Source organism: Streptomyces sp. NPDC058674 (assembly GCF_042716505.1).
GTDB lineage: Bacteria > Actinomycetota > Actinomycetes > Streptomycetales > Streptomycetaceae > Streptomyces.
The window spans coordinates 15,401-36,618 of the sequence record NZ_JBHXSC010000013.1 but is presented as its reverse complement, the minus strand read 5'-3'; the positions used below and the strand labels follow the sequence as shown (position 1 = coordinate 36,618).

Below are 21,218 nucleotides of genomic sequence, written 5' to 3'. Positions count from 1 at the left end.
ATCACTTCACTTCGTCGGTCGGACATCGGAGGAAACGGCGTGTGCGCCCAGGCGGTGGGCGACGGGCCGGGGGGAGGAGGGGGTGGACGGGGAGCCCAGCAGGGCGGCGGGCCGCGGGGCAGGGGGAGGCGGAGCGTCGGACAGCGAGTCGAAGTCGACGAGCCCGCTCTCCTCCAGCACCGTGATGTGGTCCAGGACGGTGGCGTTCGCGGACGTCGCGAGAGCGCGGACCATCGAGTTGCGGGTCTGGGACCGGATGCCCGCCAGGAGCGCGAAGACCTTGCCGTGGGCCCGGCGCAGCAGCTGCACGAACAGCCGCTCGTATGGTTCGCCCGGCTGGGCGCGGGTCAACTGGCCGAGCCAGTCCTGCTGTTGGGCCGACGGCTGGTTGGGGAGGTCGACTCCGAGCGCCGCACCGACCTGGATGACCTGCCGGTCCAGCTCGGTGTGGCCGTCGACGAGGTGATCGCCGGCGGTGCGTATGGAGGGCCGCGTACCGCGCTGCTGCGCCTGCCGTCCCGCGGGCAGCTCCCACAGGCCCGCCAGGCGCACCTTGCGTACGAAGTCGCGGTCCGCGGGGGTGAGCGGGCCGTACGCCGTGCTCATGATCCCGGCGCCGTCGTCGTCGCCGACCGGGCCCGCCGCGGCGGCCGTGGCCCGGCCGCCGAACTTGTCCACCGGGATCAGCAGCGCGATCAGCGTGAGGACCAGGGCGCTGATGACGACGCCGCTCCCGATCGTGTATCTCGTGGCCACCGAAAGACCGCTGGCGGATCGCCGCCGGAATGACAGCACAGTGCCTCCTTGCTCCGTGGGCCGGGAGGGGTGCGGGGGTTGGAGGTTCCGCACGGACCGTGCGGTGCACACCCGCATTCCCGGGGTGCCACGGGACGCTAGTGCCGTTTGTGGTGCCGCCGCTGTCGGACCATCACCATTGGATAAACATCCGGGCAACCACCCGGAAGGGTGGTACCTTGCCGCGTTCCCCCGCGCAGATGCACGGCGCCCGTGCTGACCGTCGCCGGTGGGCGAAGGCTGTCCGTACGTCAGTCGACACCCGGCGGGCGGTGCTTGCGGAACGTACGCCGGTAGACGTCCGGGGGCGCGCCGAGGACGCGGTGGAAGTGCCGGCGCAAGGTGGCCGTCTGCCGTCATCGGAGGGCCTCGGCCGCTGCCCGGCGGACGCCGCGCGCACCCGACCACCCACCACTGCATGAAGCCACTTCAGGAGCGGGCGATGGACAACGAGATCCAGCTGATCAGTGACGGTGACGGACTGGCGGTCATCGGGAATCCGACGGAGGTCGACCGCTTCCTCGTCTCGGAGGGACTGACGTCGAAGGACCTCGGACTGCAACGCTTCACGTCCGCCCTCGGCGCCGGGGCCGCAGTCGCGCAGGCGGGTTCGGAGGTCGCCGCCGACTCCGGGCGCTGGGTGAAGCTGACTCCGGAGTCGGTACGGCTGGTGAAGAAGTACGGGCTGAGGGAAAGCTCGAAGACGGGTCTCAGCACGGGTGTGGTGAAGGGGCAGAAGGGCCAGATCAGGGGATTCGTGGAGATCGCGAAGGCTCCCCGATCGCTTCTGGCGAACCCGGCGGTTCTCGCCAGTGCCGCGAAGCTCATGTCGCAGGTTGCGATGCAGCAGACCATGGACGAGATCACCGACTATCTCGCCACGATCGACGCGAAGGTCGACGACGTGTTGCGCGCCCAGAAGGACACGGTGCTGGCCCGCATGGTGGGAGTCGGCTTCGTCATCGACGAGACCATGACCATCCGAGAGAAGAGGGGCAGGGTCGACGAGGTCACGTGGTCGAGGGTGCAGGCCGCGCCGACGGCGATCGCGGAGACCCAGGTGTACGCATTGCGTCAACTGGACGCCATCGCGGAGAAGATGGAGCGCCAGACCAAGATCGGCGATCTCGCCGCGACGGCCAAGGAGGCCGAGTCCGCGGTCCGGGAGTGGCTCGCCGTTCTGGCTCGCTGCTTCCAACTGCAGGACGCGATGGCCGTGCTCGAACTCGACCGGGTGCTGGACGCGTCCCCTGAGGAGTTGGACGGGCACCGCCTCGGCCTGAAGGCCGCCCGGCAGGACCGGCTGGAACTCATCTCGCGGAGCACCGAGCGCCTGGTGGCCCGGATGAATGCCGTCGCCGGCACGGCCAACGCGAAGGTGCTGCTCCACCCGGCCAAGTCCCCGGCGGTGGTCCAGTCGGGCAACCATGTCGCGACCGGTGTCCATGACTTCCACGAGCGGCTCGGGATCGAGTCCGGGCGCCGGTCATCGGAGGCGAGACGGTGGGTGGAGGCGGCCACGGAGGTGCGGGACAAGGCGCTCGAGACAGGCGCGAAGGGCGTCGATGCCGCCAGGAACCTCGGAAGCGAGACCCTCGACCGGGCCAGCTCGGTCAAGGGCAGGCTCTCCAGCGGCATCGCCGAGCGAGCGCGCCGTCGGCGCGGGAACGACCGCGGGAACGAAGAGGAAGCGACGAGCAGGGCCGAGTGAGCGGCCGCAGCGAGCGGTGCCGCATGGACCTGGCTGTCGTCGTCGCGTCACCCACGGCGCGGCCCCTCCCGGGGCTCAGGTGCGCGGCCTTGTGCGGGTCTCATCCTGCCTCGACCGGGACCTCCTTCGCGGCCCTGGCTCAGCGCACCCGATCAGCGCCACGCAGTCGTCGAGACGACCGCGTCAGTGGTCCAGCCGGACCGGCATCAGGAGTGAGAAGGCGTCCTCGTCGTCGGGGCGGCGGATCGCGAGCGGTGCCGTGGGCGCGCCCAGCTCCAGGATCAGCTCGTCCCGGGCTCCGGCGGCGAGCGCGTGCAGCAGGAACTCGCGGTTGACGGCCACGTTGTCCCGGTCGTCGTCGGTGTCGTCACACACGAGCACGGACCCGTTCTCCGTCACCCGGAGCACGCTGAGGTCGCAGGGCTCACCGTCCTGCTCGCGCGTCTCGCTCCTACGGACCGGACCGGTCTCCAGCGCCTGACAAAAAGCCACCGTGTCGACGCGGGCCCGGCGGCCGACAGGGAGGTTGACGAGGCGACGGTAGTCGGGGAACTCGTGGCCCAGGCTCTGACCGGATGTCTGCCGGTCGCCGGCCTCCAGCGTGACGCGGTCGCCGTCCAGGGCGAGTTGGACCGGCTCACCGCTGGTCAACAGCGCCCGCATCGCGTCGACGAGCGGGAGGGGCACGACGACCTGCGTCCGAGCCCCGCCGTGCCCGGTCGCCTGGGCTCGCGCGACGGCCAACCGGTATCGGTCGGTGGCCACCAGGTGGAGTCCCTCCCCCTCGATGTCGAACAGGATTCCGCCGAGCATCGGCAACTCCCCGTCAGTACGGGCAGCGAAACGGACCGCGTCCAACGCGGCGGCCAACGTCGGCGCGGGGACGGTCAACCGGGCGGTGGCGGTGTGGAGCGAGGTCATGGGGTCTGTCTCCCTGTGGTCGAGTAGAGCTCGGAGTGTGGAGAACTCGCCACGGGCATCGGACAGCCCCAGCTCGAGACGGCGCAGGTGCGCCTGAAGCAGACCGCGCACCAAGTCGGTGTCCGCACTGGCCCAGCCGGCCAGCACGAGCCGGATGTCTGCCAGCGGCATGCCCGCCCGGCGCAGCCGGGCCAGCAAGAGGGCCTCTTCCCTCTGTACGGGCTCGTACCAGCGGTAGCCGCTGACCGGGTCCACCCAGGCGGGGACCAGCACACCGGCACGGTCGTAGAACCGCAGCGCGCTCACGCTCAGTCCGCTGTCTCGGGCCATCTCCCCGATGCTGCGCATCTCGTTCTCCACACCCGGAACTCTGAGCCCTCGACAAGGTCGAGGGTCAACCTCTGCCACGGCCCGCATCCGTCCCGTGGCCGCCCCGGTCCCGTCCGGCCCACGAAGTACCGGTCGGCCGGTCCGTGTGAGCCCTGAAACATCCGGGGAGAGCTGACCGGACAGGTGAATCGCTGTACGCTCCCAAGACCGCCCTTGACCTGCAGGAAGCAGGCAGGGAGCAGACATTCCGGGAGTATCTCCATGCTTCGTACCATGTTCAAGTCCAAGATCCACCGGGCCACGGTCACCCAGGCCGACCTGCACTACGTCGGATCGGTGACCGTCGACGCCGACCTGCTGGACGCCGCGGACCTGCTGCCGGGGGAGCTCGTCCACATCGTCGACATCACCAACGGCGCCCGGCTGGAGACCTACACCATCGCCGGGGAGCGCGGGTCCGGCGTCATCGGCATCAACGGCGCCGCCGCGCACCTCGTGCACCCCGGGGACCTCGTCATCCTCATCAGCTACGCGCAGGTCGAGGACGCGGAGGCGCGGGTGCTGGAGCCCCGCGTCGTGCACGTCGACGGTGACAACCGGATCATCGAACTGGGAGCGGACCCGTCCGCCCCGGTGCCGGGTACGGATCAGCAGCGCAGCCCGCACGCAGTGGCTGTCTGAGGGGAGACGGAGACCATGGCGGGCACGACGTCGATCGGCCCCGACCGGGCGACCGTGGCACCCGCCGAGGTCGTGGCGGCGGCCGGGGCCCAGCCGGCCGCCGCCCCCCGACCCGTGGTGACCGGACCCGGACCCGGTCCCGGCCTGGTCCTGCTGCACACGTCACCGGCGCACGTCCCGGTGTTCGACGCGCTGCGGGACCGGAACCACCCGCGGGCCGCGCTCCGGCACCTGGTGGTACCCGAGCTGCTGGACCGGGCCCGGGCGCAGGGGCCCGAGTCGGTGGCCGAGGACCTGCTGGCGCTGCTCGCCGAGGCCGCGCCGGGGGCCGCCCTCGTCACCTGCTCGACGATCGGCGCGACGGCGGAGGCGTTGGCCCCGGCGCTCGGGTTCCCCGTGCTGCGCGTGGACCGGCCGATGGCGGCCGCGGCCGTGCGCGCCGGAGCCCGGATCGCGGTACTGGCCACCGTGGAGTCGACGTTCGAGCCGACCGGGGCCCTGTTGGCCGAGGAGGCCGGCGCCCGCGCGGTCTCGGTCCGTACCCACCTGGTCGCCGGAGCCTGGGAGCGCTTCGAGGCGGGGGACACCGCCGGCTACCTCGCACGGGTGGCGGCGGCGGCCGACGCCGTGACCGGTGCCGACGTCATCGTCCTGGCCCAGGCCTCGATGGCCGGCGCGGAGGCCCTCACCCGGACCGGGACGCCCGTGCTGTCCAGCCCTGCCCCGGGTCTCGCCGCCGCGCTGCGGATCGGCGTGCCCGGCCCTCACCTCGGGTGACCGCGGCATTCGATGATCTTTCGATTGTCGTACGCGTGCTCCGGGGCTGGGCCGACCGGGCTGTCGCAAGGGGCGGCGCGCGGGGCGCTGCCGTCGCCGCAGCGCGTACCCGAGCGGTTCGGGGGAAGGTGGGACACATGGTGCGAGAAACAGTGGAGATGCAGCAGACACAGCCCCCCGGCCCGGGTCCCGACCCGCAGCCCCCCGCCCCGGGGCCGGGCCCCGGGCCCGACCCGCAGCCGCCCGTTCCGGGTCCCGGGCCGACGCCGGGGCCGAACCCGTTCCCGGACCCCGAGCCCGTCCCGCGTCCGGCCCCGCCGGTCCCCGGCCCGGTGCCCGAGCCGGACCCGATCCCGGCGCCGCCCGGCCCCGCGCCGATTCCGCAGCCCGGCCCGCTGAGCTGAGCTGAGCCCGTCCGAGCCGAAGCCGCAGGGCTGGGCCCGCCCGAGCCGAAGCCGCCGAGACGAGGCCGGCGCCCGAGCCCCGGGCTCGGGCGCCGGGCGCCGGCCTCGGCGCCGCCGGATCAGTCCGTGCGGACCTCCGAGCGGTCGCCGCTCCAGAGGGTGTGGAACGAGCCCTCGCGGTCCGTACGCCGGTAGGTGTGCGCCCCGAAGAAGTCCCGCTGCCCCTGGGTGAGCGCCGCGGGCAGCCGCTCCGCGCGCAGCGCGTCGTAGTACGCCAGTGACGCGGAGAAGGCGGGCACCGGGATGCCCTGGCGCACCGCCGCCACGACGACCGAGCGCCACCCCTCCTGGGCCGCCCCGATCTCCGCGGCGAAGTCCGCGTCCGCCAGCAGGCTGGGCGGGGCGGGCTGCGCCCCGTACGCGGCCAGGATGCGGTCCAGGAACGAGGCCCGGATGATGCAGCCGCCGCGCCACAGCGAGGCCACCGCGCCGAGGTCCACGTCCCACCCGTACTCCTGGCTGCCGGCCTGGATCTGGTGGAAGCCCTGGGTGTACGAGACGATCTTCGAGGCGTAGAGCGCCTCCTCCACCTGCGCGGCGAAGGCGTCCGCCTCCTCCGCGCGGAGCGCGGCGGCCGTCGGGCCTCCCAGGCCGCGCGCGGCCTCGCGCAGGTCGGCGTGGCCCGAGACGGCGCGGGCGAAGACCGCCTCGGCGATCCCCGAGACGGGCACGCCGAGGTCGAGCGCGATCTGCACGGTCCAGCGGCCGGTCCCCTTCTGCTCGGCGGCGTCGGCCACGACGTCGACGAACGGGCCGCCGGTCGCGGCGTCCGTGTGGGCGAGCACCTCTGCCGTGATCTCGATCAGGTAGGAGTCCAGCCGTCCCCGGTTCCAGTCCCGGAAGGTCTCCGCGATCTTCGCGGGGGAGTAGCCGGCCACCTCGCGCAGCAGGTGGTAGGCCTCGGCGATCAGCTGCATGTCGGCGTACTCGATGCCGTTGTGCACCATCTTGACGAAGTGTCCGGCGCCGTCGGGCCCCATGTGGGAGGTGCACGGCGTACCGTCGGCGGCCTTCGCGGCGATCTTCTCCAGGAGCGGGCCGAGGGACTCGTACGACTCCTTCGAGCCGCCCGGCATGATGCTCGGGCCGAGCAGCGCGCCCTCCTCGCCGCCGGAGATGCCCACGCCCACGAAATGGATCCCCCGCTCGCGCAGTTCCCTCTCGCGGCGGCGGGTGTCCTCGAAGTGCGCGTTGCCGCCGTCGATGATGACGTCCCCCTCCTCCAGGAGCGGGGCGAACTCGCGGATGACGGCGTCCGTCGGCTCGCCGGCCTTCACCATCACGATGAGGCGCCGGGGGCGCTCCAGGGCGTCGACGAACTCCTTCGCCGACCCGGCCGCCACGAAGTCGCCCTCGTGTCCGAATTCCTCCACCAGGGCCGTGGTCTTCGCGGTGGTGCGGTTGTGGACGGCGACGGTGAATCCGTTGCGGGCGAAGTTGCGGGCCAGGTTGCTCCCCATGACCGCGAGTCCGGTGACGCCGATCTGGGCTGTGCTGGTGCTCATGAATGCGCTCCTGCGTGCTTCGATGTGCGGGGAGCACCGACGCTACATCGACACCCGTCCTCAGAGATCGCTCATCGGTCGACACCCGGTCAATTGCCTTGCCCGTACGCCTGGTTGCGCCCCTTGTCATGACCCGATCGCGGCGTTAGGTTGTGCCGTTCCTGATGTCTTCAATGGGGGCTCCCATGCGCGTACGGGGCCGGCACCGCCGGTATCAGCCGAGCAGCATCAACCGGGCTTCGCTCGCCGTCACCGCCGGCGGCGCCGGGATAGCGCTCCCTCTCATCGGTGCCGGAGCCGCCCACGCGGCCTCCGTGGACACCTGGAGCAAGGTCGCCGCCTGCGAGTCGACCGGCAACTGGCACATCAACACGGGCAACGGCTACTACGGCGGCCTCCAGTTCAGCCAGAGCACCTGGCGGGCCTTCGGGGGCACCGCCTACGCCGCCCGCGCCGACCTGGCGACCAGGGCTCAGCAGATCGCGGTCGCCGAGAAGGTGCTCAAGGGCCAGGGCCCGCAGGCCTGGCCGCAGTGCGGCAAGTCGGCCGGGTTGAGCCGCAGCGGGCCCGCGCCGGCCGCCGCGCCGCAGAAGCAGAGCCAGGCCCAGAGCCAGACCCAGACCCAGCAGGCGCAGCCCCGGAAGCAGGCGCAGCCACAGGGGGGCCAGGGGGAGGGCGTGAAGGCCCCGGCCCAGCAGGCCCAGGCGTCCCAGGCCCCGGCGCAGGGGAGTTCGGTGGCCGGTCCGGCAGGGACGCCGGTCGCGGCGAACCCGTACGTCGTGGCCCCGGGCGACTCCCTCTCGGCGATCGCCGTCCGGCAGCAGGTCGAGGGCGGCTGGCAGGCCCTGTACGCGACCAACCGGGCCACCGTCGGCGCCGACCCGGACGTGATCTTCCCGGGGCAGCGGCTCACCCTGCGGATGACGGCCGCGCCGCCGCCCGCTCAGAACCCCGAGAAGCCCCCGCGGACGGCCGAGCCGGTCAAGCCCGTGGAGCCCGCGGCGCAGAAGCCCGCCGCCAAGCCGGCCGCGAAGCCGGTCGAGAAGCCGGCCGCGAAGCCCGTCCAGCGGCAGGCCGAGAAGCCCGCCGCCAAGCCCGCCGCCAAGCCCGTCGAGAAGCCCGCGGCGAAGCCCGCCTCAGCGCCCGAGCAGCCGGCCGCGGGGGGCTACTCCGCGCCCGTCGACGCCGGCCTCGGCACCGCCTACCGCGCGGCCGGCTCCTCCTGGTCCAGCGGCTACCACACCGGGGTCGACTTCCCGGTGTCCACCGGTACCGCCGTCAAGTCGGTCGGCCCGGGCCAGGTCGTCTCCGCCGGATGGGCCGGGGCGTACGGCTACCAGATCGTGATCCGGCACTCGGACGGCCGCTACTCCCAGTACGCCCACCTGTCGGCGCTCGGCGTCAAGGCGGGCCAGCAGGTGTCCGGCGGCCAGCGGATCGGGCGTTCCGGCTCCACCGGCAACAGCAGCGGCCCCCACCTCCACTTCGAGATGCGCTCGGGTCCGGGCTACGGCTCCGACATCGACCCGCTGAGGTACCTCCGGAGCCACGGGGTCCGCATCTGACCCCCGTACGTGCGGCGGTACGGCCGTGAGCATGAGCAGGCCGGCCGCGGCCAGCAGGGAGCTGCCGGCCGCGGCGGCCGTGCCGGCGGCCCCGTACCGGAAGCCCTCGCCGAAGAGGGTCAGCCCGACCGTCGCCGCGACCACCGGGTTGACGACGGTCAGCGTGGCCAGGGGGGCGGCCAGTCCGGCGCCCCGGTAGGCGGCCTGCGACAGCAGCAGCCCGCCGCCCGCGAGGACGGCGATCGCGGTGAGGTCGGGCCACCGCGCACCGAGGGCGTCGGGGGTGAAGGCCTCGGCCACCGCCTTCGTGAACACCGAGGCCATGCCGAAGGCCGTACCGGCCGCCGCGGCCAGCAGCACACCGCGCGCCACCGCCCGGTGCGTCCGGTGCGCGGCCAGGAAGAGCACCGCCACCGCGCCCCCGGTCACCACGAGGAGCAGCTCGCCCTCGCCGCCCGCCGGCCGGGAGCCGGACACCGGCCCGTCCCCGCCGGTCAGGGCCAGCAACCCGGCCAGGCCCGCGGTGGCCAGCACCGCCCCGCGCCAGGCCGCGGCACCCGCCCGGCGCCGGACGAAGACGGCCGCCAGCGGCAGGGCGAAGACGAGGGTGAGCGCGCCCAGCGGCTGGACCAGGCTGAGCGGGCCGTACGCGAGCGCCAGCACGTGCAGCAGCGCGCCGAAGCCGTTGAGCCCCACCGCCACCCACCAGCCGCCGCGGCGCAGCGGCGCGTAGAGGCGCTCCGGCGTGGTCGCCGCGACCCGTTCCTGGACGACCGCGCCGCCCGCGTAGGCGAGCGCCGACACGAGGCAGAGCACGACCGACAGCGCCAGTGCACCCATGCAGTCCACAATGCCCGACCCGGCCGTGCTATTCCTCACGCCACAGGGGGTCACGGACCGTACTCCCGGCGTAGTACGGGAGTACGGGAGCAGGGGCCCGCGCGGGTCGGGAAGCGGCCCGAACCGTAGCGGGGCGCTCGCGGTGCGTGAGGCGTGCGGAGCGGGTTTGGTCCCGGGCGCGTGGCATCCGTACAGTCTCCCTTTTGGGGACTTCCGCAGCAGGCGGATGCGGACGAGTGGGCAAGGAACTGCAGCGGCCATGACGGTGACCGAAGACAACCACGCATACGGGCCGGGCATCGACCCCGATCGCCTGGCTCTCTGCCTCAGCGTGCTCGACGAGCTGGACAAGCTCGACGTCGACCACCCCGACGCGGTCACCGTACGCCGCGCCACCGCGGGCCTGTACCGCACGGTCAAGCAGCGCCGCCGCCAGGACCGCCGGGCCGCGAAGACCGCCAACGACAAGGCCGTCACCGAGGCGACCGCGACCGGTTCCGCCGAGCGCATCGACGACGAGACCCAGGGCAACGCCCTGACCGCCGCCGCCAAGGGCCCGATCGCCGGGATACTCCAGCGCCCGCGCTCCTGCTACGTCTGCAAGACCCGCTACGTCGAGGTCGACGCCTTCTACCACCAGCTCTGCCAGGACTGCGCCGCCTTCAACCACGCGCGCCGCGACGCCCGGACCGACCTGACCGGGCGCCGCGCCCTGCTCACCGGCGGCCGCGCCAAGATCGGCATGTACATCGCGCTGCGGCTGCTGCGCGACGGCGCGCACACCACCATCACCACCCGTTTCCCGTCCGACGCGATCCGCCGTTTCAAGGCGATGCCGGACAGCTCCGAGTGGCTGCACCGCCTGAAGATCGTCGGTATCGACCTGCGCGACCCGGCCCAGGTCGTGGCGCTGGCCGACTCCGTCGCCGCCGAGGGCCCGCTCGACATCCTGATCAACAACGCGGCGCAGACCGTACGCCGCTCCCCGGGTGCCTACAGCGAGCTCGTCGCCGCCGAGAACGCACCGCTCCCGGCCGGCGAGCTGCCCGCGTCCGAGGTCATCGGCACCTTCGGCAGCGGTACCGTCGACCGGGTCGCCGCCCTGCCCACCGGCAAGGGGGAGAAGCTGAGCGCCCAGGACATCACCGAGCTGGCCCTGGTCTCCGGCTCCGCCTCGCTGGAGCGGATCGCGGCCGGTACCGCCATCGACGCCGGCGGCCTGGTCCCGGACCTGCACGACACCAACAGCTGGATCCAGACGGTGTCCGAGGTGGACCCGATCGAGCTCCTCGAAGTACAGCTCTGCAACTCCACCGCGCCGTTCATCCTGATCAGCAAGCTCCGCCCGGCGATGGCCGCCGCCGAGGCCGGCCGCCGGTACGTGGTCAACGTCTCCGCGATGGAGGGCGTCTTCAGCCGCGGCTACAAGGGCGCGGGACACCCGCACACCAACATGGCCAAGGCCGCGCTGAACATGCTGACGCGCACCAGCGCGCAGGAGATGTTCCAGAAGGACCGGATCCTGATGACGGCCGTCGACACCGGCTGGATCACGGACGAGCGTCCGCACCCGGACAAGATGCGCCTGGCCGAGGAGGGCTTCCACGCCCCGCTCGACCTGGTCGACGGCGCCGCCCGGGTCTACGACCCGATCGTCCGCGGCGAGGCAGGCGAGGACCTGTTCGGCGTCTTCCTCAAGGACTACGCCCCCGCGAACTGGTAGGACCCGGTCCCGCCCCGCGCGTCCGATCGCCCCCCTCGGCCTGCCGAGGGGGGCGATCGCGTTCCCGCTCCTCCTGCACCCCGGTCGTGGGGCTCGCCGCTGCCCACGCCTCCCGCGCCGGGCCCGTGCTCACCCGGACGGAGCAAGAGGTCCAGACCATGGATCACGCCTTTGACCTGCCGTTCTTCGGGGAGAGGCCGCGATCCGCGCAGCGGCGCCGCCGCGCGGAGCGCATGCTCGACCTGACGAGCCGGGTCCCCGCCGCGGCAGGCGTGCAGGAGGTCCACCAGCTCCTGCACGGTTGTGACGCAAGGCCTTTGGGACTCCGGAACCCCGGACCGGGCCATCGCCGCTCCCCCCGTCGCTCCGCAGGAACCCGGCGTAGAGCAGGCCACCCGCCACGGGCTGTCGGCCCGCGGCGTGCCGGACTCGGAGCGGCGACACGAGGAAGGAGCGGATTTTGCCTTTCCATCGAGCGGGGGTCCGCTCATATGTGTACTCTGAGGGGCATCAAGTCGGCCCCCACCCGGGCCGCGCTCCACCAAGGCGCCACCGCGTCCGGAAACCCTTTATCCCTTGCCCGGCGTGCGGTCAGCCTGCCGGGTCACGCGACACAAGGAGTGCGCGGTGACTGAAACGACGCAGCCCGAACCGATGGTCCTGGAGCGAACGGGGTGGCGGTCCACCACCCGGAGCGATGAGCTCGGCAGCCTGGAGGTCTGGGCACTGTCCGCCCCGATCCGGCTCGCCGGGTACGAGGACGACCCGGCGGAGTCGCACATCCTGCGCGGCATCGACTAGTCCGGAGCGAAAAGCAGTCCGGATCGCAAACACGAGCGAACGCCCCCCGCGCGAAACGGTGTCGGGGGGCGCCGCCCTGTCCCGGCCCGTCCGGGAGCCCGCCGGCTGGCCCCGTCGGCCGGCCGCGCTGCGGACAGGCCGGGCACGGGGGCGAGTTCCCGCATCGCGTACGCCGTGAGCGTCATCGCTGTCGGCGATCACCGCTTCCGCCGCGTCCGTCCCCCCGGGCAGGCTGGGGGCATGAAACTGCTGATGCTGGGCGGGACCGAATTCGTCGGACGGGCCGTCACCGAGGACGCCCTCGACCGGGGCTGGGAGGTGACCGTCTTCCACCGCGGACACCACGCGCCCCCGCCGGGCGCCACCGCCCTACACGGGGACCGCACCGCCCCCGGCGGCCTGGACGCGCTGGCCGAGGGGGAGTGGGACCTCGTCGTCGACACCTGGGGCGGCGCCCCCACCGCCGTCCGCGACAGCGCCCGGCTGCTGCGCGAGCGCGCGGGCCGCTACTCCTACGTCTCCAGCCGCTCCGTCTACGCCTACCCCGCCCCGGCCGGGCTCGATGAGAATGGCCCGCTGGTGGAGGGTTCGCCCGACGCGGAGGCCACCGCATACGCCGAGGACAAGCGCGGCGCCGAACTCGCCGCCGTCGACGCCTTCGGCGACCGCGCGCTCCTGGTGCGCGCGGGGCTGATCCTCGGCCCGTATGAGAACGTCGGCCGGCTGCCGTGGTGGCTCAACCGCACCGCCCGGGGCGGCCCCGTGCTCGCTCCGGGGCCCCACGCGCTCCCGATCCGCTACATCGACGTGCGCGACCTCGCGCGCTGGACCCTCGACGCCTCGGCCGCCGGCCTCGGCGGTGCGTACAACCTGCTCTGCCCGGCCGGGCACGCCACGATGGGCCGCCTGCTCGACGCGTGCGCCGCCACCACCGGCGGCCGCGCCGAACTGCGCTGGACCGACCCGCAGCTCATCGAGGAGGCCGGGGTCCAGCCCTGGACCGAGCTCCCGGTCTGGGTGCCGCAGGGCGAGGCGCACGCCTTCATGCACGGCGGGGACGTGTCGAAGGCCGTGGCCGCAGGACTCGCGTGCCGTCCGGTCGAGGAGACCGTGGCCGACACCTGGGCCTGGCTCCGGACGCTCGACGGAGCTCCCCCGCAGCGCCCCGACCGCCCCGCGCCGGGCCTCGCGGCCGACCGGGAGGCCGCGCTACTCGGCCTCTGACGCCGGGGCGTCCGCGAGGCGGGTGGGCGGGAGGTACTCGCGCACCGGCGTGCGGTGCCACCAGGCACCCGTCTCGCGCCGCTCCCGCCGGGTGGTGAAGCGGTAGCGGTAGAGCAGGGCCCGTACGTACACCGGCGGCGCGTCCGGGAACGGGTTGTGGCCCAGCAGCCGCAGCGTGTCCCGGTCGCCCGCCAGCAGCCGCTCCACGAACGGCCCGAACCAGTCCCGCGCGTAGCCGGGGGAGAGGGCCGCGAACCACATCATCCAGTCGAGGCGAAGGTGCCGGGGGGCGAACTGGCGCGGCAGCCGGCCCACGTCCCCCGGCTTGCCCTTGAAGCCGTACTCCCGCCAGTCGCCGTCGGGGCGCGGCACCCGGTCCGCGGTGCCCTCCACCACCACCTCCTCCCGGGTCCGGCCCACCGAGCCGAACGCCCCGTAGCTGTTCACCAGGTGCAGCGGGTCGAAGGAGCGGTTCATCACCTGGCGGCGGGAGAGCATGTTCCGCACCGGGTGCCGGCTGAGCACCAGCACCAGCACGGTCACCGCGCACACCAGGACCACGTACCAGAGCGGCCCCCCGCGCGCGGCGGCGGCCGGGGGAGCGCCCGCGAGTCCGGTGAAGTCCACGGCCGACAGCGCGAGCACGATGGTGAGCCAGTTCAGCCAGGCGAAGTTCCCCGACAGGACGAGCCACAGCTGCGTCGCGACGATCACCCCGGCGGCGTACGAGGCCACCGGCTGCGGAGTGAACAGCAGCACCGGCACCACGAGTTGGGTGACGTGGTTGGCCGCGCACTCCATCCGGTGCACCCGCTTCGGCAGGTGGTGGAAGAACCAGCTGAGCGGCCCCGGCATCGGTTGCGTCTCGTGGTGGAAGTACAGACAGGTGAGCCTGCGCCAGCAGGGGTCTCCGCGCATCTTGATCAGCCCGGCTCCGAACTCCACCCGGAACAGCACCCAGCGCAGCAGCCACAGCACCAGTACCGGAGGCCCGGCCCGCGCGTTGCCGAGGAAGACCGCGAGGAAGCCGGCCTCCAGCAGCAGGGACTCCCAGCCGAAGGAGTACCAGGTCTGCCCCACGTTCACGATCGACAGGTACAGCAGCCACAGCAGGGCCCACAGCCCCATCGCCGCACCCAGCGGCACCGCGTCCCCCGCGCCCGCGGTCAGCGCCGCGGCGAGCGCCGCCCCGGTCCAGGCGCAGACCGCGAAGAACCGGTCGGAGTAGTGGAGTTGGAACAGGCTCGGCGCGCGCCGGAAGGGCACGTACCGGACGTGGCGCGGGACGGGCAGCATGCCCCGCGCCCCGATCAGGGCCCTGAACTGCAGGGCGGCCCCCACGAAGGCGACGAGGTAGACGCCGGCGAGGGCCCGCTGGAAGACCAGCCGGCCCAGCCAGTATCCGGGCGCGGTGAACCAGTCCATCACCTCCAGTATCGGCCCGGTCAGGCGGAGGCGGCCAGCCCGCGCACGTGACGGCCCAGCCGGCGGGCGTAGCGCAGCTGGAGGAAGGGGACCACCGGCCCGGCGAGGCGGGTGTACCAGCGGTTCGGGCGGCTGAAGGCCGTCACCGTGAACCACACGCGGTCCTCGGCGTCGCGCTCGACGAGGAAGGACTCCTCCCCGCACTCGGGGTGGCCGTCCAGGGTCCCGTAGGCGAAACCGATCCGGGCGGGCTCGTACGCCGTCCAGATCACCTGGCACGGAGCGGTGATCCGCAGCGGACCGAGGCCGATCCCGACCTCGACGCGGGCGCCGGGGCGGGCGGCGCCGACGTCGGTCCGCACCCCCATCCCCGAGGTCCGGTGCACGAGGAAGGTGGTGACGGCGGTCCCGGCGGCCTCGAAGGCGGCGCGTCCGTCGCCGACGCGGGTGCGGTGGTGCAGGTGGTGGTAGCCGGCGGGGAGGGGCCGCCGGGCGGTGGCGCCGCGGTCGGGATAGTTGACGGTGTCCCGGCCGGTGCTGATGAGGCGGGTCATGGGGTCATCTCCAGTCGGTCTGCGGTCAGTCGGCGCCAGGCCAGCACCGAGCACAGGGGCGAGGCGAGCGCGGTGGCGACGGCGACCTCGGCCGGCCCCGGCCGACGGTCCCGCGGCAGCGGCCGGGCCGGAGCCCGGGCCGCCAGGGCGAGCGAGGCTGCCGCGTAGAGCGCGGCCAGACAGGCGGCGGGCGCTCCGCGCGGCAGCCACCGGCACAGCGCCCCGGGGGCGGGGAGCAGCGGCCAGAGGCGGGCCGTCCGGCGCAGTCCCGCCGGGTCGATCAGCCGCAGGCCGACCGGGACGACGTAGATCATGCCCAGGGTGACGATCATGTTCACCAGTACCGTCACCCTGGGCTCCCCCGATAGGCGGCCGAACGCCTTGAACGCGTTCAACTCACTACCCTGAGCCTACGGCGTTGCTTGAACATGTTCAAGAAGAAAGGTCGTCCGCGGTGGGCGCGCGCGGCTCCGACGTGCCCCCGCGGGCGTCCGGGCCGCGGCGCTCCGGTTGCGGCACCGGCGTGGATGCGGCAGACAGGAGGCAGCAACCGGGGCGAAAGGGAGACATGCACGTGCACGCACCGACACCTCCGACACCTCGTCAGGCGCCGCGTCGTCACGGGCCCGCCGGCGCGGCCCTCTTCACGGTCCTCGGGTTGTTCGCGGCCGGATGCGGCGGCTCCGACCAGCCCGTCGGCGCGGCTGGTGCCGAGAGCCGGGAGGTCCACCTCCAGCCGGTGGCAACGGCGGGCCCCGACCCCTTCACCGCCTCCACCGCCACCGGGGAGTCCGCCCCGGTGCAGCCGCCCCTGCCCAACCCGACCGGGCAGGGCATCCGCACCGTCAACGCGGCCACCCCCGGCCTGTACGGCGGAACCCAGCGCCTCGGCAGCTGCGACGTGGAGCAGCAGGTCGGCCACCTCACCACGGACGACGCCAAGGCCCGCGCCTTCGCCGAGGCGTCCGGCATCGAACAGGCGAGGATCCCCGACTTCCTGCGGGGCCTGACCCCCGTCGTGCTCCGGGCCGACACCCGGGTCACCAACCACGGCTTCAGCGGCGGCCGCGCCGACAGCTTCCAGTCCGTCCTGCAGGCCGGCACCGCCGTACTGGTCGACGACCACGGCATGCCCCGGGTCCGCTGCGCCTGCGGGAACCCGCTGCTCGCCCCGCGCGCGGCGAAGGGCTCCCCGGTGGACAAGGGCGACCCGTGGAACGGCTACCAGCCCAACCAGGTCGTCGTCATCGAGCCCACCATCCAGGCGATCGTCAACCTGGTGATCGTCAACGTCGCCGACAACACCTGGATCGAGCGCAAGGCCGGCGACGACGGCGCCCAGGACCGCACCCCCCAGGTGCCGCCCCCGTACGACCCGGCCGACGGCATCCCCGACGGGCCCGCCACCCCGCCCGGAACCCGACCGGAGGACCCCTGCCCGAGCCCGGTCAGCAACAGCCTCGCCCGTACCGCGCCCCCCACCCCGCCCGGAGGCACGCCCGCCGCTCCCGACGCGACCCCGGCGCCCGTCCCGCCCGGCGCCCCGAAGCCCGGAGCGACGGACTGCCCGCCCGGCGGGAACGCGGAGGCAGACCCGAGCCTGCCGTCCGATCCGGCCGCCCCGCCGCAGCAGCGGCCGCCCTCCGGGGTTCCCTCGCCGCCGCAGCAGCGCACCGACCCGTCCGACCCGTCGCCGCGGCTTCCGGACGAGCAGGGGCTGCCTCCGGAGCCCGAGGACCCGGCGCCACCGCCGTCCGACCCGTACGCCGACCCGTACGCCGACCCGTTCACGGACCCGTACGCGGAGCCGGACGGCGACCCGGACGCGGACCCGTACGCCGTCCCGGACGAGCAGCAGCAACCCCCGGACCCGGGCTTCTCGCTGGAGAGCGCCTGACCGGCCCGTGTGTCATGGTGGACCGGTGCCGACCGCCGTATCGCTGCCGGACGACTGGCCCGCACACCCGGACCGGTCGCTCCAGCTGAACCGCATGGGCAGCTTCGACTGGGACCTGGTCACAGGCCTCATGCACCTCGACGAAGCGGCCCTGGACGTCTTCGACACGGCCCCCGGCGACTACGACGGCCGACCCGCGTCGCTCTCCGCGCGCGTCCCGCCCGCGGAGGCGACCCGGCTCGACGCCCTCGTCTCCAGTGCGCTCAAGAGCGGCGTCGAGAGCTACGGCGCCTACTTCCGCATCCGCTGCCACGACGGGAACCTGCGGTGGACGCACACCCAGGGGCGGGTGATGCGCGGCGCGGACGGGCGCCCGTTCCGCATCATCGGCATCGTCCGCGACGCCACCGAGGAGCTCAGCCACTCGGCGGAGCGCCTGGGCCTGGACGAGGAGCGGCGCCGCCAGACCTCGGTGGTCGAGAGCACCACCGCCGCCCTCGCCCACGCCCGGACCGTCAAGGACGTCATCGACGCGCTCGGCGACGCCCACGGCCTGGAGCGCCTCGGGTCGATGGGCATGGTGATGGGCCTCGTCGAGGCGGGCCGGATCCACCTCGTCGCCGAGGGGCCGGAGGGCAGCTTCGTGCCCGGCACCCGCTACACCCGCATCGACGAGCAGTACCCGATGAGTGAGGTCGTCCGCTCGCTCCAGCCCCGCTTCCTGAACTCCGCGCAGGAGTTCGCGCAGGACTACCCCGAGCTCTGGGCGAAGGTCTCCTCCATGCGGATCTCCGCTGCCGCCTACCTCCCCCTGATCGCGCAGGCCCGCCCGATCGGGGCCATCGGGCTGCTCTACCAGGACAAGGACGGCTTCAACCAGGACGAGCGGAACCTGCTCGTCGCCCTGGGCAGCAGCATCGCGCAGAGCCTCCAGCGGGCCATGCTCCTGGAGCAGGAGCACGACCTGGCGGAGGGCCTCCAGCAGGCCATGCTGCCCCGGCGCATCCCGTCCGTCCCCGGCGCCGAGATCGAGGTCCGCTACCGCTCCGCCCGGATGGGCCAGGACATCGGCGGGGACTGGTACGACGTCATCCCGCTGCCCGGCGGCCGCGTCGGCGCGGTCATCGGGGACGTCCAGGGCCACGACACCCACGCGGCCGCGGTGATGGGCCAGCTCCGGATCGTGCTGCGCGCCTACGCGGCCGAGGGGCACGCGCCGGCCACCGTGATGGCCCGCGCCTCCGTCTTCCTGCACGAACTGGACACCGACCGCTTCGCCACCTGCACCTACGTCGAGGCCGACCTCTCGACGGGCGTGCTCCAGACGGTGCGGGCCGGCCACATCGACCCGCTCGTGCGGAACCGGGACGGGAGCTGCCGCAGGGTCGTGGTGGGCGGCGGGATGCCGCTCGGCCTGTCGGCGGAGTTCGGCCGGTTGGAGTACCCGGTGACCACGGTCGAGCTGGAACCGGGAGAAACGCTCCTGCTGTGCACGGACGGCCTGGTGGAGCAGCCCGGCGCGGACCTCGACGACGGCATCCGGCTGCTCACCGAGCTGATCCGCACCGGCCCCGAGGACCTGCGGCTGCTCGCGGACCGCCTCTGCGGCGTCGTCGACGAGCGCGGCGGTGACGACGACATGGCGCTCCTGCTGCTGCGCCGCCGGATCGACGACGCCCCGCGGGCGGGCGGCCGCTTCCGGCAGCACGTGGCTCCCGGCGATCCCGAGGCGCTGGTGGCGGCCCGGCACATGATCGGTGCGGCGGTGCGGGCGTGGGGTGCGCGGGAGCGGACCGACGAGATCGAGCTGGTCGCGGACGAGCTGATCGTGAACGCGCTGATGCACACGGACGGCCCGGCGATCGTGACCCTGCGGGTCCTGCACGGATCGCAGCGGCGGCTGCGGGTGGAAGTGGAGGACCGCTCCAGCGCGCTGCCGCGACGGCGCGACGCGGGGGAGGCGGGGGTGTCGGGACGGGGACTGATGCTGGTGGACCGGCTGGCGGACGTGTGGGGGGTGGAGCCGAGGGGAAGCGGGAAGTGCGTGTGGTGCGAGTTCGTGGTGACGTGAGGGTCCCGGCGCCCGGAATGGGCCTCCTCGGCAGGGACGTGGTCCGGGCGGAGCCCAGGAGGCGCCCAGGTCGCGGTACGGGTGGGCCGGCGGCAGGCTTGAGGCATGCCCGAACTGCCCGAGGTCGAGGCCCTGAGGGAGTACCTCGACGCGCACCTCACCGGGCGGGTCGTCGAGCGCGTCCTCCCGCTGGCCGTGAGCGTGCTCAAGACCTACGACCCGCCTCCCACCGCCCTCGAAGGCCGGTCGGCCGGGACCACCGCCCGCTACGGCAAGTTCCTCGCCCTGCCGATCGGCGAGCTCCACCTCGTCACCCACCTGGCGCGGGCCGGCTGGCTGCGCTGGCGGGACTCGCTGCCCGAGCAGCCGCCGCGCCCCGGCAAGGGGCCGCTCGCCCTGCGGGTCGGGCTGGAGGGCGGCGGCGGCTTCGACCTGATCGAGGCGGGGACCCAGAAACGGCTCGCGGTGTACATCGTGCGCGACCCCCTGGAGGTACCCGGCATCGCGCGCCTGGGCGCCGACCCGCTGGCCGAGGCGTTCGACCGGGAGGCCTTCACGGCGCTGCTCGCCGGGGAGCGGCGCCAGATCAAGGGCGTCCTGCGCGACCAGGGCGTCATCGCCGGCATCGGGAACGCCTACAGCGACGAGATCCTGCACCGGGCCCGGGTCTCGCCCTTCAAACTGGCCGCCTCCTTCGACGAGGAGCAGGCCGGCCGGCTCCACGAGGCGGTGCGGGACACCCTGCGCGAGGCGGTGGCGCGGGCGCACGGGGTGGCGGCGGGGGATCTCAAGGCCGAGAAGAAGACCGCCATGCGGGTGCACGGGCGGGCGGGCGAGCCGTGTCCGGTGTGCGGGGACACCGTACGCTCGGTGTCCTTCGCCGACTCCTCCCTCCAGTACTGCCCCACCTGCCAGACCGGCGGGAAGCCCCTGGCGGACCGGCGGCTCTCACGGCTCCTCAAATGACCGTTGACCGTGCGCTGCGTAGAATCCCCGTTCATGGCCGAGGAGCAGCAGTCGCCGCCCCGGCGCGAGACCGTCACCGGGGTGCCCCGGGGGGCCCGGCGCCGGCCGGCCGCGTACACTCCGGCGCGCTCGGAGATCTCCGAGCAGACCACCCTCGGCGCCACCTACGTCCGGGCCCTCATGCGGAGCCAGCTGCGTGCGGCGCTCTGGGCGCTGGCCGCGCTGGTGTTGCCGGTGGGGACGCTGCCGCTGGTGTTCGCGCTGCCGCGCGATCCGTCCGGGCCGCTGGTGTGGTGGGCGCTCGGCCTGGCGGTGTACCCGGTGATGTGGCTGATCGCCCGGTGGTACGTCACCCGTGCCGAGCGCAACGAGGCAGACTTCACCGGCCTGGTGACGGACCCGGCGCAGGCACCGCACCCGCGTCGCCCCGCGTAGTCCCGCGTGGTCCCGCGCAGTCTTGGCCCGGTGCGGGTGCGGGCGGCGGTTTCAGAACAGGTGCATCGCCAAGTGGCCCAGTGGCAGACCCAGTTGCCATGCGGGGGTCCACACCCGTGCGTTCTCGTCCAGTCCCGGCGGGGTGTCCGCGTAGCCGCGGCGACCGGGGTCGAGGTTGGTGGCGAACAGCTCGGTGCCGTCCAGCCACCGCCACGCGGCCCGGGCCAGCTCCAGATCCGGGTCCTCGTCGAGGCCGCGCTCGCGCGCGGCCTCGCCCAGCGCGAGGAACCGGGTGTGCACCCAGTCGCGCCAGGGGTGGCCCCATGCCGTCAGGGACATCCACTCGTCGAGCTGTGACACCACCCGGATTCCGGAGAGCTCGCCCCCCGCGTCCGCGAGGTAGATCGTCAGCGCGAGGGTGTCGCGCCCGGCCCGGAACTCCAGCGTGCTGACCGGGATCAACCGGCCCGTGCGCAGGAGTTCGTCCGCGATGTATTCGGCGTAGAGCCAGGCCATGGGCACCGCCAGCCCAC

General features: G+C 73.6%; 18 protein-coding genes and 1 pseudogene. 11 read left to right on the top strand and 8 right to left on the bottom strand.

The window, feature by feature from the left end:
* Positions 1 to 6 precede the first annotated feature (6 nt).
* Positions 7 to 756 (bottom strand): DUF4142 domain-containing protein, encoded by a 750-nt coding sequence (locus tag ACFWU6_RS09770; RefSeq protein ID WP_383980020.1) that lies wholly within the window; start codon positions 754 to 756, stop codon positions 7 to 9.
* Positions 757 to 1,237: 481 nt separating this feature from the next.
* Here ACFWU6_RS09770 and ACFWU6_RS09765 point away from each other — a divergent pair, with 481 nt between their 5' ends.
* Entirely contained in the window at positions 1,238 to 2,506 is a 1,269-nt protein-coding gene (locus ACFWU6_RS09765) for a hypothetical protein (RefSeq protein WP_383980184.1), read from the top strand.
* A 183-nt stretch (positions 2,507 to 2,689) separates the two neighbouring features.
* Here ACFWU6_RS09765 and ACFWU6_RS09760 read toward each other — a convergent pair whose 3' ends face one another.
* Positions 2,690 to 3,787, bottom strand: a complete 1,098-nt coding sequence (locus tag ACFWU6_RS09760) for a MerR family transcriptional regulator (protein WP_383980017.1) — start codon at positions 3,785 to 3,787, stop codon at positions 2,690 to 2,692.
* A 231-nt stretch (positions 3,788 to 4,018) separates the two neighbouring features.
* Between ACFWU6_RS09760 and panD the strand changes: the two genes are divergently transcribed.
* The gene (gene panD, locus ACFWU6_RS09755) at positions 4,019 to 4,438 is read left to right on the top strand and encodes an aspartate 1-decarboxylase (RefSeq protein ID WP_383804193.1); all 420 of its coding nucleotides are present in this window, start codon (positions 4,019 to 4,021) and stop codon (positions 4,436 to 4,438) included.
* 15 nt (positions 4,439 to 4,453) lie between these two features.
* Positions 4,454 to 5,215 carry an aspartate/glutamate racemase family protein gene (locus ACFWU6_RS09750; protein WP_383980013.1) on the top strand — a complete coding sequence of 254 codons (762 nt, stop codon included), beginning with the start codon at positions 4,454 to 4,456 and terminating at the stop codon, positions 5,213 to 5,215.
* A 523-nt stretch (positions 5,216 to 5,738) separates the two neighbouring features.
* Here ACFWU6_RS09750 and gndA read toward each other — a convergent pair.
* Positions 5,739 to 7,184, bottom strand: a complete 1,446-nt coding sequence (gene gndA / locus ACFWU6_RS09745; RefSeq protein ID WP_383980005.1) for an NADP-dependent phosphogluconate dehydrogenase — start codon at positions 7,182 to 7,184, stop codon at positions 5,739 to 5,741.
* Positions 7,185 to 7,369: 185 nt separating this feature from the next.
* On the opposite strand from gndA, the gene ACFWU6_RS09740 reads away from it, so the two are divergent.
* On the top strand, positions 7,370 to 8,749 hold the full coding sequence (locus ACFWU6_RS09740; protein ID WP_383980001.1) for a transglycosylase family protein: 1,380 nt from the start codon (positions 7,370 to 7,372) through the stop codon (positions 8,747 to 8,749).
* A 132-nt stretch (positions 8,750 to 8,881) separates the two neighbouring features.
* Here ACFWU6_RS09740 and ACFWU6_RS09735 read toward each other — a convergent pair.
* Positions 8,882 to 9,589: pseudogene (locus ACFWU6_RS09735) on the bottom strand (DMT family transporter); the annotation flags it as partial.
* Between the two features lie 259 nt (positions 9,590 to 9,848).
* On the opposite strand from ACFWU6_RS09735, the gene ACFWU6_RS09730 reads away from it, so the two are divergent.
* From ACFWU6_RS09730 to ACFWU6_RS09720, 3 genes are all read left to right on the top strand, one after another.
* Positions 9,849 to 11,312 (top strand): SDR family NAD(P)-dependent oxidoreductase, encoded by a 1,464-nt coding sequence (locus ACFWU6_RS09730; RefSeq protein ID WP_383979997.1) that lies wholly within the window; start codon positions 9,849 to 9,851, stop codon positions 11,310 to 11,312.
* Positions 11,313 to 11,939: 627 nt separating this feature from the next.
* Positions 11,940 to 12,113 (top strand): hypothetical protein, encoded by a 174-nt coding sequence (locus tag ACFWU6_RS09725; RefSeq protein WP_383804251.1) that lies wholly within the window; start codon positions 11,940 to 11,942, stop codon positions 12,111 to 12,113.
* Between the two features lie 240 nt (positions 12,114 to 12,353).
* A complete protein-coding gene (locus tag ACFWU6_RS09720) occupies positions 12,354 to 13,337 on the top strand; it encodes an NAD-dependent epimerase/dehydratase family protein (protein ID WP_383979995.1) in 984 nt (327 codons plus the stop codon).
* On the opposite strand, the gene ACFWU6_RS09715 is transcribed toward ACFWU6_RS09720, so the two are convergent.
* The 3 genes from ACFWU6_RS09715 to ACFWU6_RS09705 are packed head-to-tail and all read right to left on the bottom strand — an operon-like array spanning position 13,323 to position 15,666.
* Positions 13,323 to 14,762: a lipase maturation factor family protein gene (locus ACFWU6_RS09715; protein ID WP_383979993.1), complete on the bottom strand. Its 1,440-nt coding sequence runs from the start codon at positions 14,760 to 14,762 to the stop codon at positions 13,323 to 13,325. The two genes, ACFWU6_RS09720 and ACFWU6_RS09715, sit on opposite strands and share 15 nt — an antisense overlap.
* Before the next feature lie 20 nt (positions 14,763 to 14,782).
* Positions 14,783 to 15,316, bottom strand: a complete 534-nt coding sequence (locus tag ACFWU6_RS09710; protein ID WP_383979991.1) for a DUF1990 family protein — start codon at positions 15,314 to 15,316, stop codon at positions 14,783 to 14,785.
* The gene (locus tag ACFWU6_RS09705) at positions 15,313 to 15,666 is read right to left on the bottom strand and encodes a YndJ family transporter (protein ID WP_383804177.1); all 354 of its coding nucleotides are present in this window, start codon (positions 15,664 to 15,666) and stop codon (positions 15,313 to 15,315) included. Before ACFWU6_RS09705 ends, ACFWU6_RS09710 begins: the two co-directional genes overlap by 4 nt.
* A 218-nt stretch (positions 15,667 to 15,884) precedes the next feature.
* Here ACFWU6_RS09705 and ACFWU6_RS09700 point away from each other — a divergent pair, with 218 nt between their 5' ends.
* The 4 genes from ACFWU6_RS09700 to ACFWU6_RS09685 all read left to right on the top strand — a co-directional run bounded on the left by ACFWU6_RS09700 (position 15,885) and on the right by ACFWU6_RS09685 (position 20,685).
* Complete coding sequence (locus ACFWU6_RS09700) at positions 15,885 to 17,213, top strand: DUF6777 domain-containing protein (RefSeq protein ID WP_383979989.1); 1,329 nt, start codon at positions 15,885 to 15,887, stop codon at positions 17,211 to 17,213.
* 7 nt (positions 17,214 to 17,220) lie between these two features.
* The gene (locus ACFWU6_RS09695) at positions 17,221 to 19,284 is read left to right on the top strand and encodes a SpoIIE family protein phosphatase (RefSeq protein WP_383804173.1); all 2,064 of its coding nucleotides are present in this window, start codon (positions 17,221 to 17,223) and stop codon (positions 19,282 to 19,284) included.
* A 105-nt stretch (positions 19,285 to 19,389) separates the two neighbouring features.
* Positions 19,390 to 20,250, top strand: coding sequence for an Fpg/Nei family DNA glycosylase (locus ACFWU6_RS09690; protein WP_383804171.1), 861 nt, complete (start codon positions 19,390 to 19,392; stop codon positions 20,248 to 20,250).
* A 33-nt stretch (positions 20,251 to 20,283) separates the two neighbouring features.
* Entirely contained in the window at positions 20,284 to 20,685 is a 402-nt protein-coding gene (locus ACFWU6_RS09685; RefSeq protein WP_383804170.1) for a hypothetical protein, read from the top strand.
* A gap of 51 nt (positions 20,686 to 20,736) precedes the next feature.
* Here the strand turns inward: ACFWU6_RS09685 and ACFWU6_RS09680 are convergent, their stop codons facing one another.
* Positions 20,737 to 21,201, bottom strand: a complete 465-nt coding sequence (locus tag ACFWU6_RS09680; RefSeq protein ID WP_383804245.1) for a hypothetical protein — start codon at positions 21,199 to 21,201, stop codon at positions 20,737 to 20,739.
* Positions 21,202 to 21,218: the final 17 nt, after the last annotated feature.

Bases quoted from the DNA above. Each gene is read 5' to 3' on its own strand.
- ACFWU6_RS09765 (WP_383980184.1), top strand. From the start codon at position 1,238: ATGGACAACGAGATCCAGCTGATCAGTGACGGTGACGGACTGGCGGTC.
- ACFWU6_RS09710 (WP_383979991.1), bottom strand. From the start codon at position 15,316: ATGACCCGCCTCATCAGCACCGGCCGGGACACCGTCAACTATCCCGAC.
- gndA (WP_383980005.1), bottom strand. From the start codon at position 7,184: ATGAGCACCAGCACAGCCCAGATCGGCGTCACCGGACTCGCGGTCATG.
- ACFWU6_RS09730 (WP_383979997.1), top strand. From the start codon at position 9,849: ATGACGGTGACCGAAGACAACCACGCATACGGGCCGGGCATCGACCCC.
- ACFWU6_RS09715 (WP_383979993.1), bottom strand. From the start codon at position 14,762: ATGGACTGGTTCACCGCGCCCGGATACTGGCTGGGCCGGCTGGTCTTC.
- ACFWU6_RS09740 (WP_383980001.1), top strand. From the start codon at position 7,370: ATGCGCGTACGGGGCCGGCACCGCCGGTATCAGCCGAGCAGCATCAAC.
- ACFWU6_RS09720 (WP_383979995.1), top strand. From the start codon at position 12,354: ATGAAACTGCTGATGCTGGGCGGGACCGAATTCGTCGGACGGGCCGTC.
- ACFWU6_RS09700 (WP_383979989.1), top strand. From the start codon at position 15,885: ATGCACGTGCACGCACCGACACCTCCGACACCTCGTCAGGCGCCGCGT.
- ACFWU6_RS09690 (WP_383804171.1), top strand. From the start codon at position 19,390: ATGCCCGAACTGCCCGAGGTCGAGGCCCTGAGGGAGTACCTCGACGCG.
- ACFWU6_RS09680 (WP_383804245.1), bottom strand. From the start codon at position 21,201: ATGGCCTGGCTCTACGCCGAATACATCGCGGACGAACTCCTGCGCACG.
- panD (WP_383804193.1), top strand. From the start codon at position 4,019: ATGCTTCGTACCATGTTCAAGTCCAAGATCCACCGGGCCACGGTCACC.
- ACFWU6_RS09685 (WP_383804170.1), top strand. From the start codon at position 20,284: ATGGCCGAGGAGCAGCAGTCGCCGCCCCGGCGCGAGACCGTCACCGGG.
- ACFWU6_RS09750 (WP_383980013.1), top strand. From the start codon at position 4,454: ATGGCGGGCACGACGTCGATCGGCCCCGACCGGGCGACCGTGGCACCC.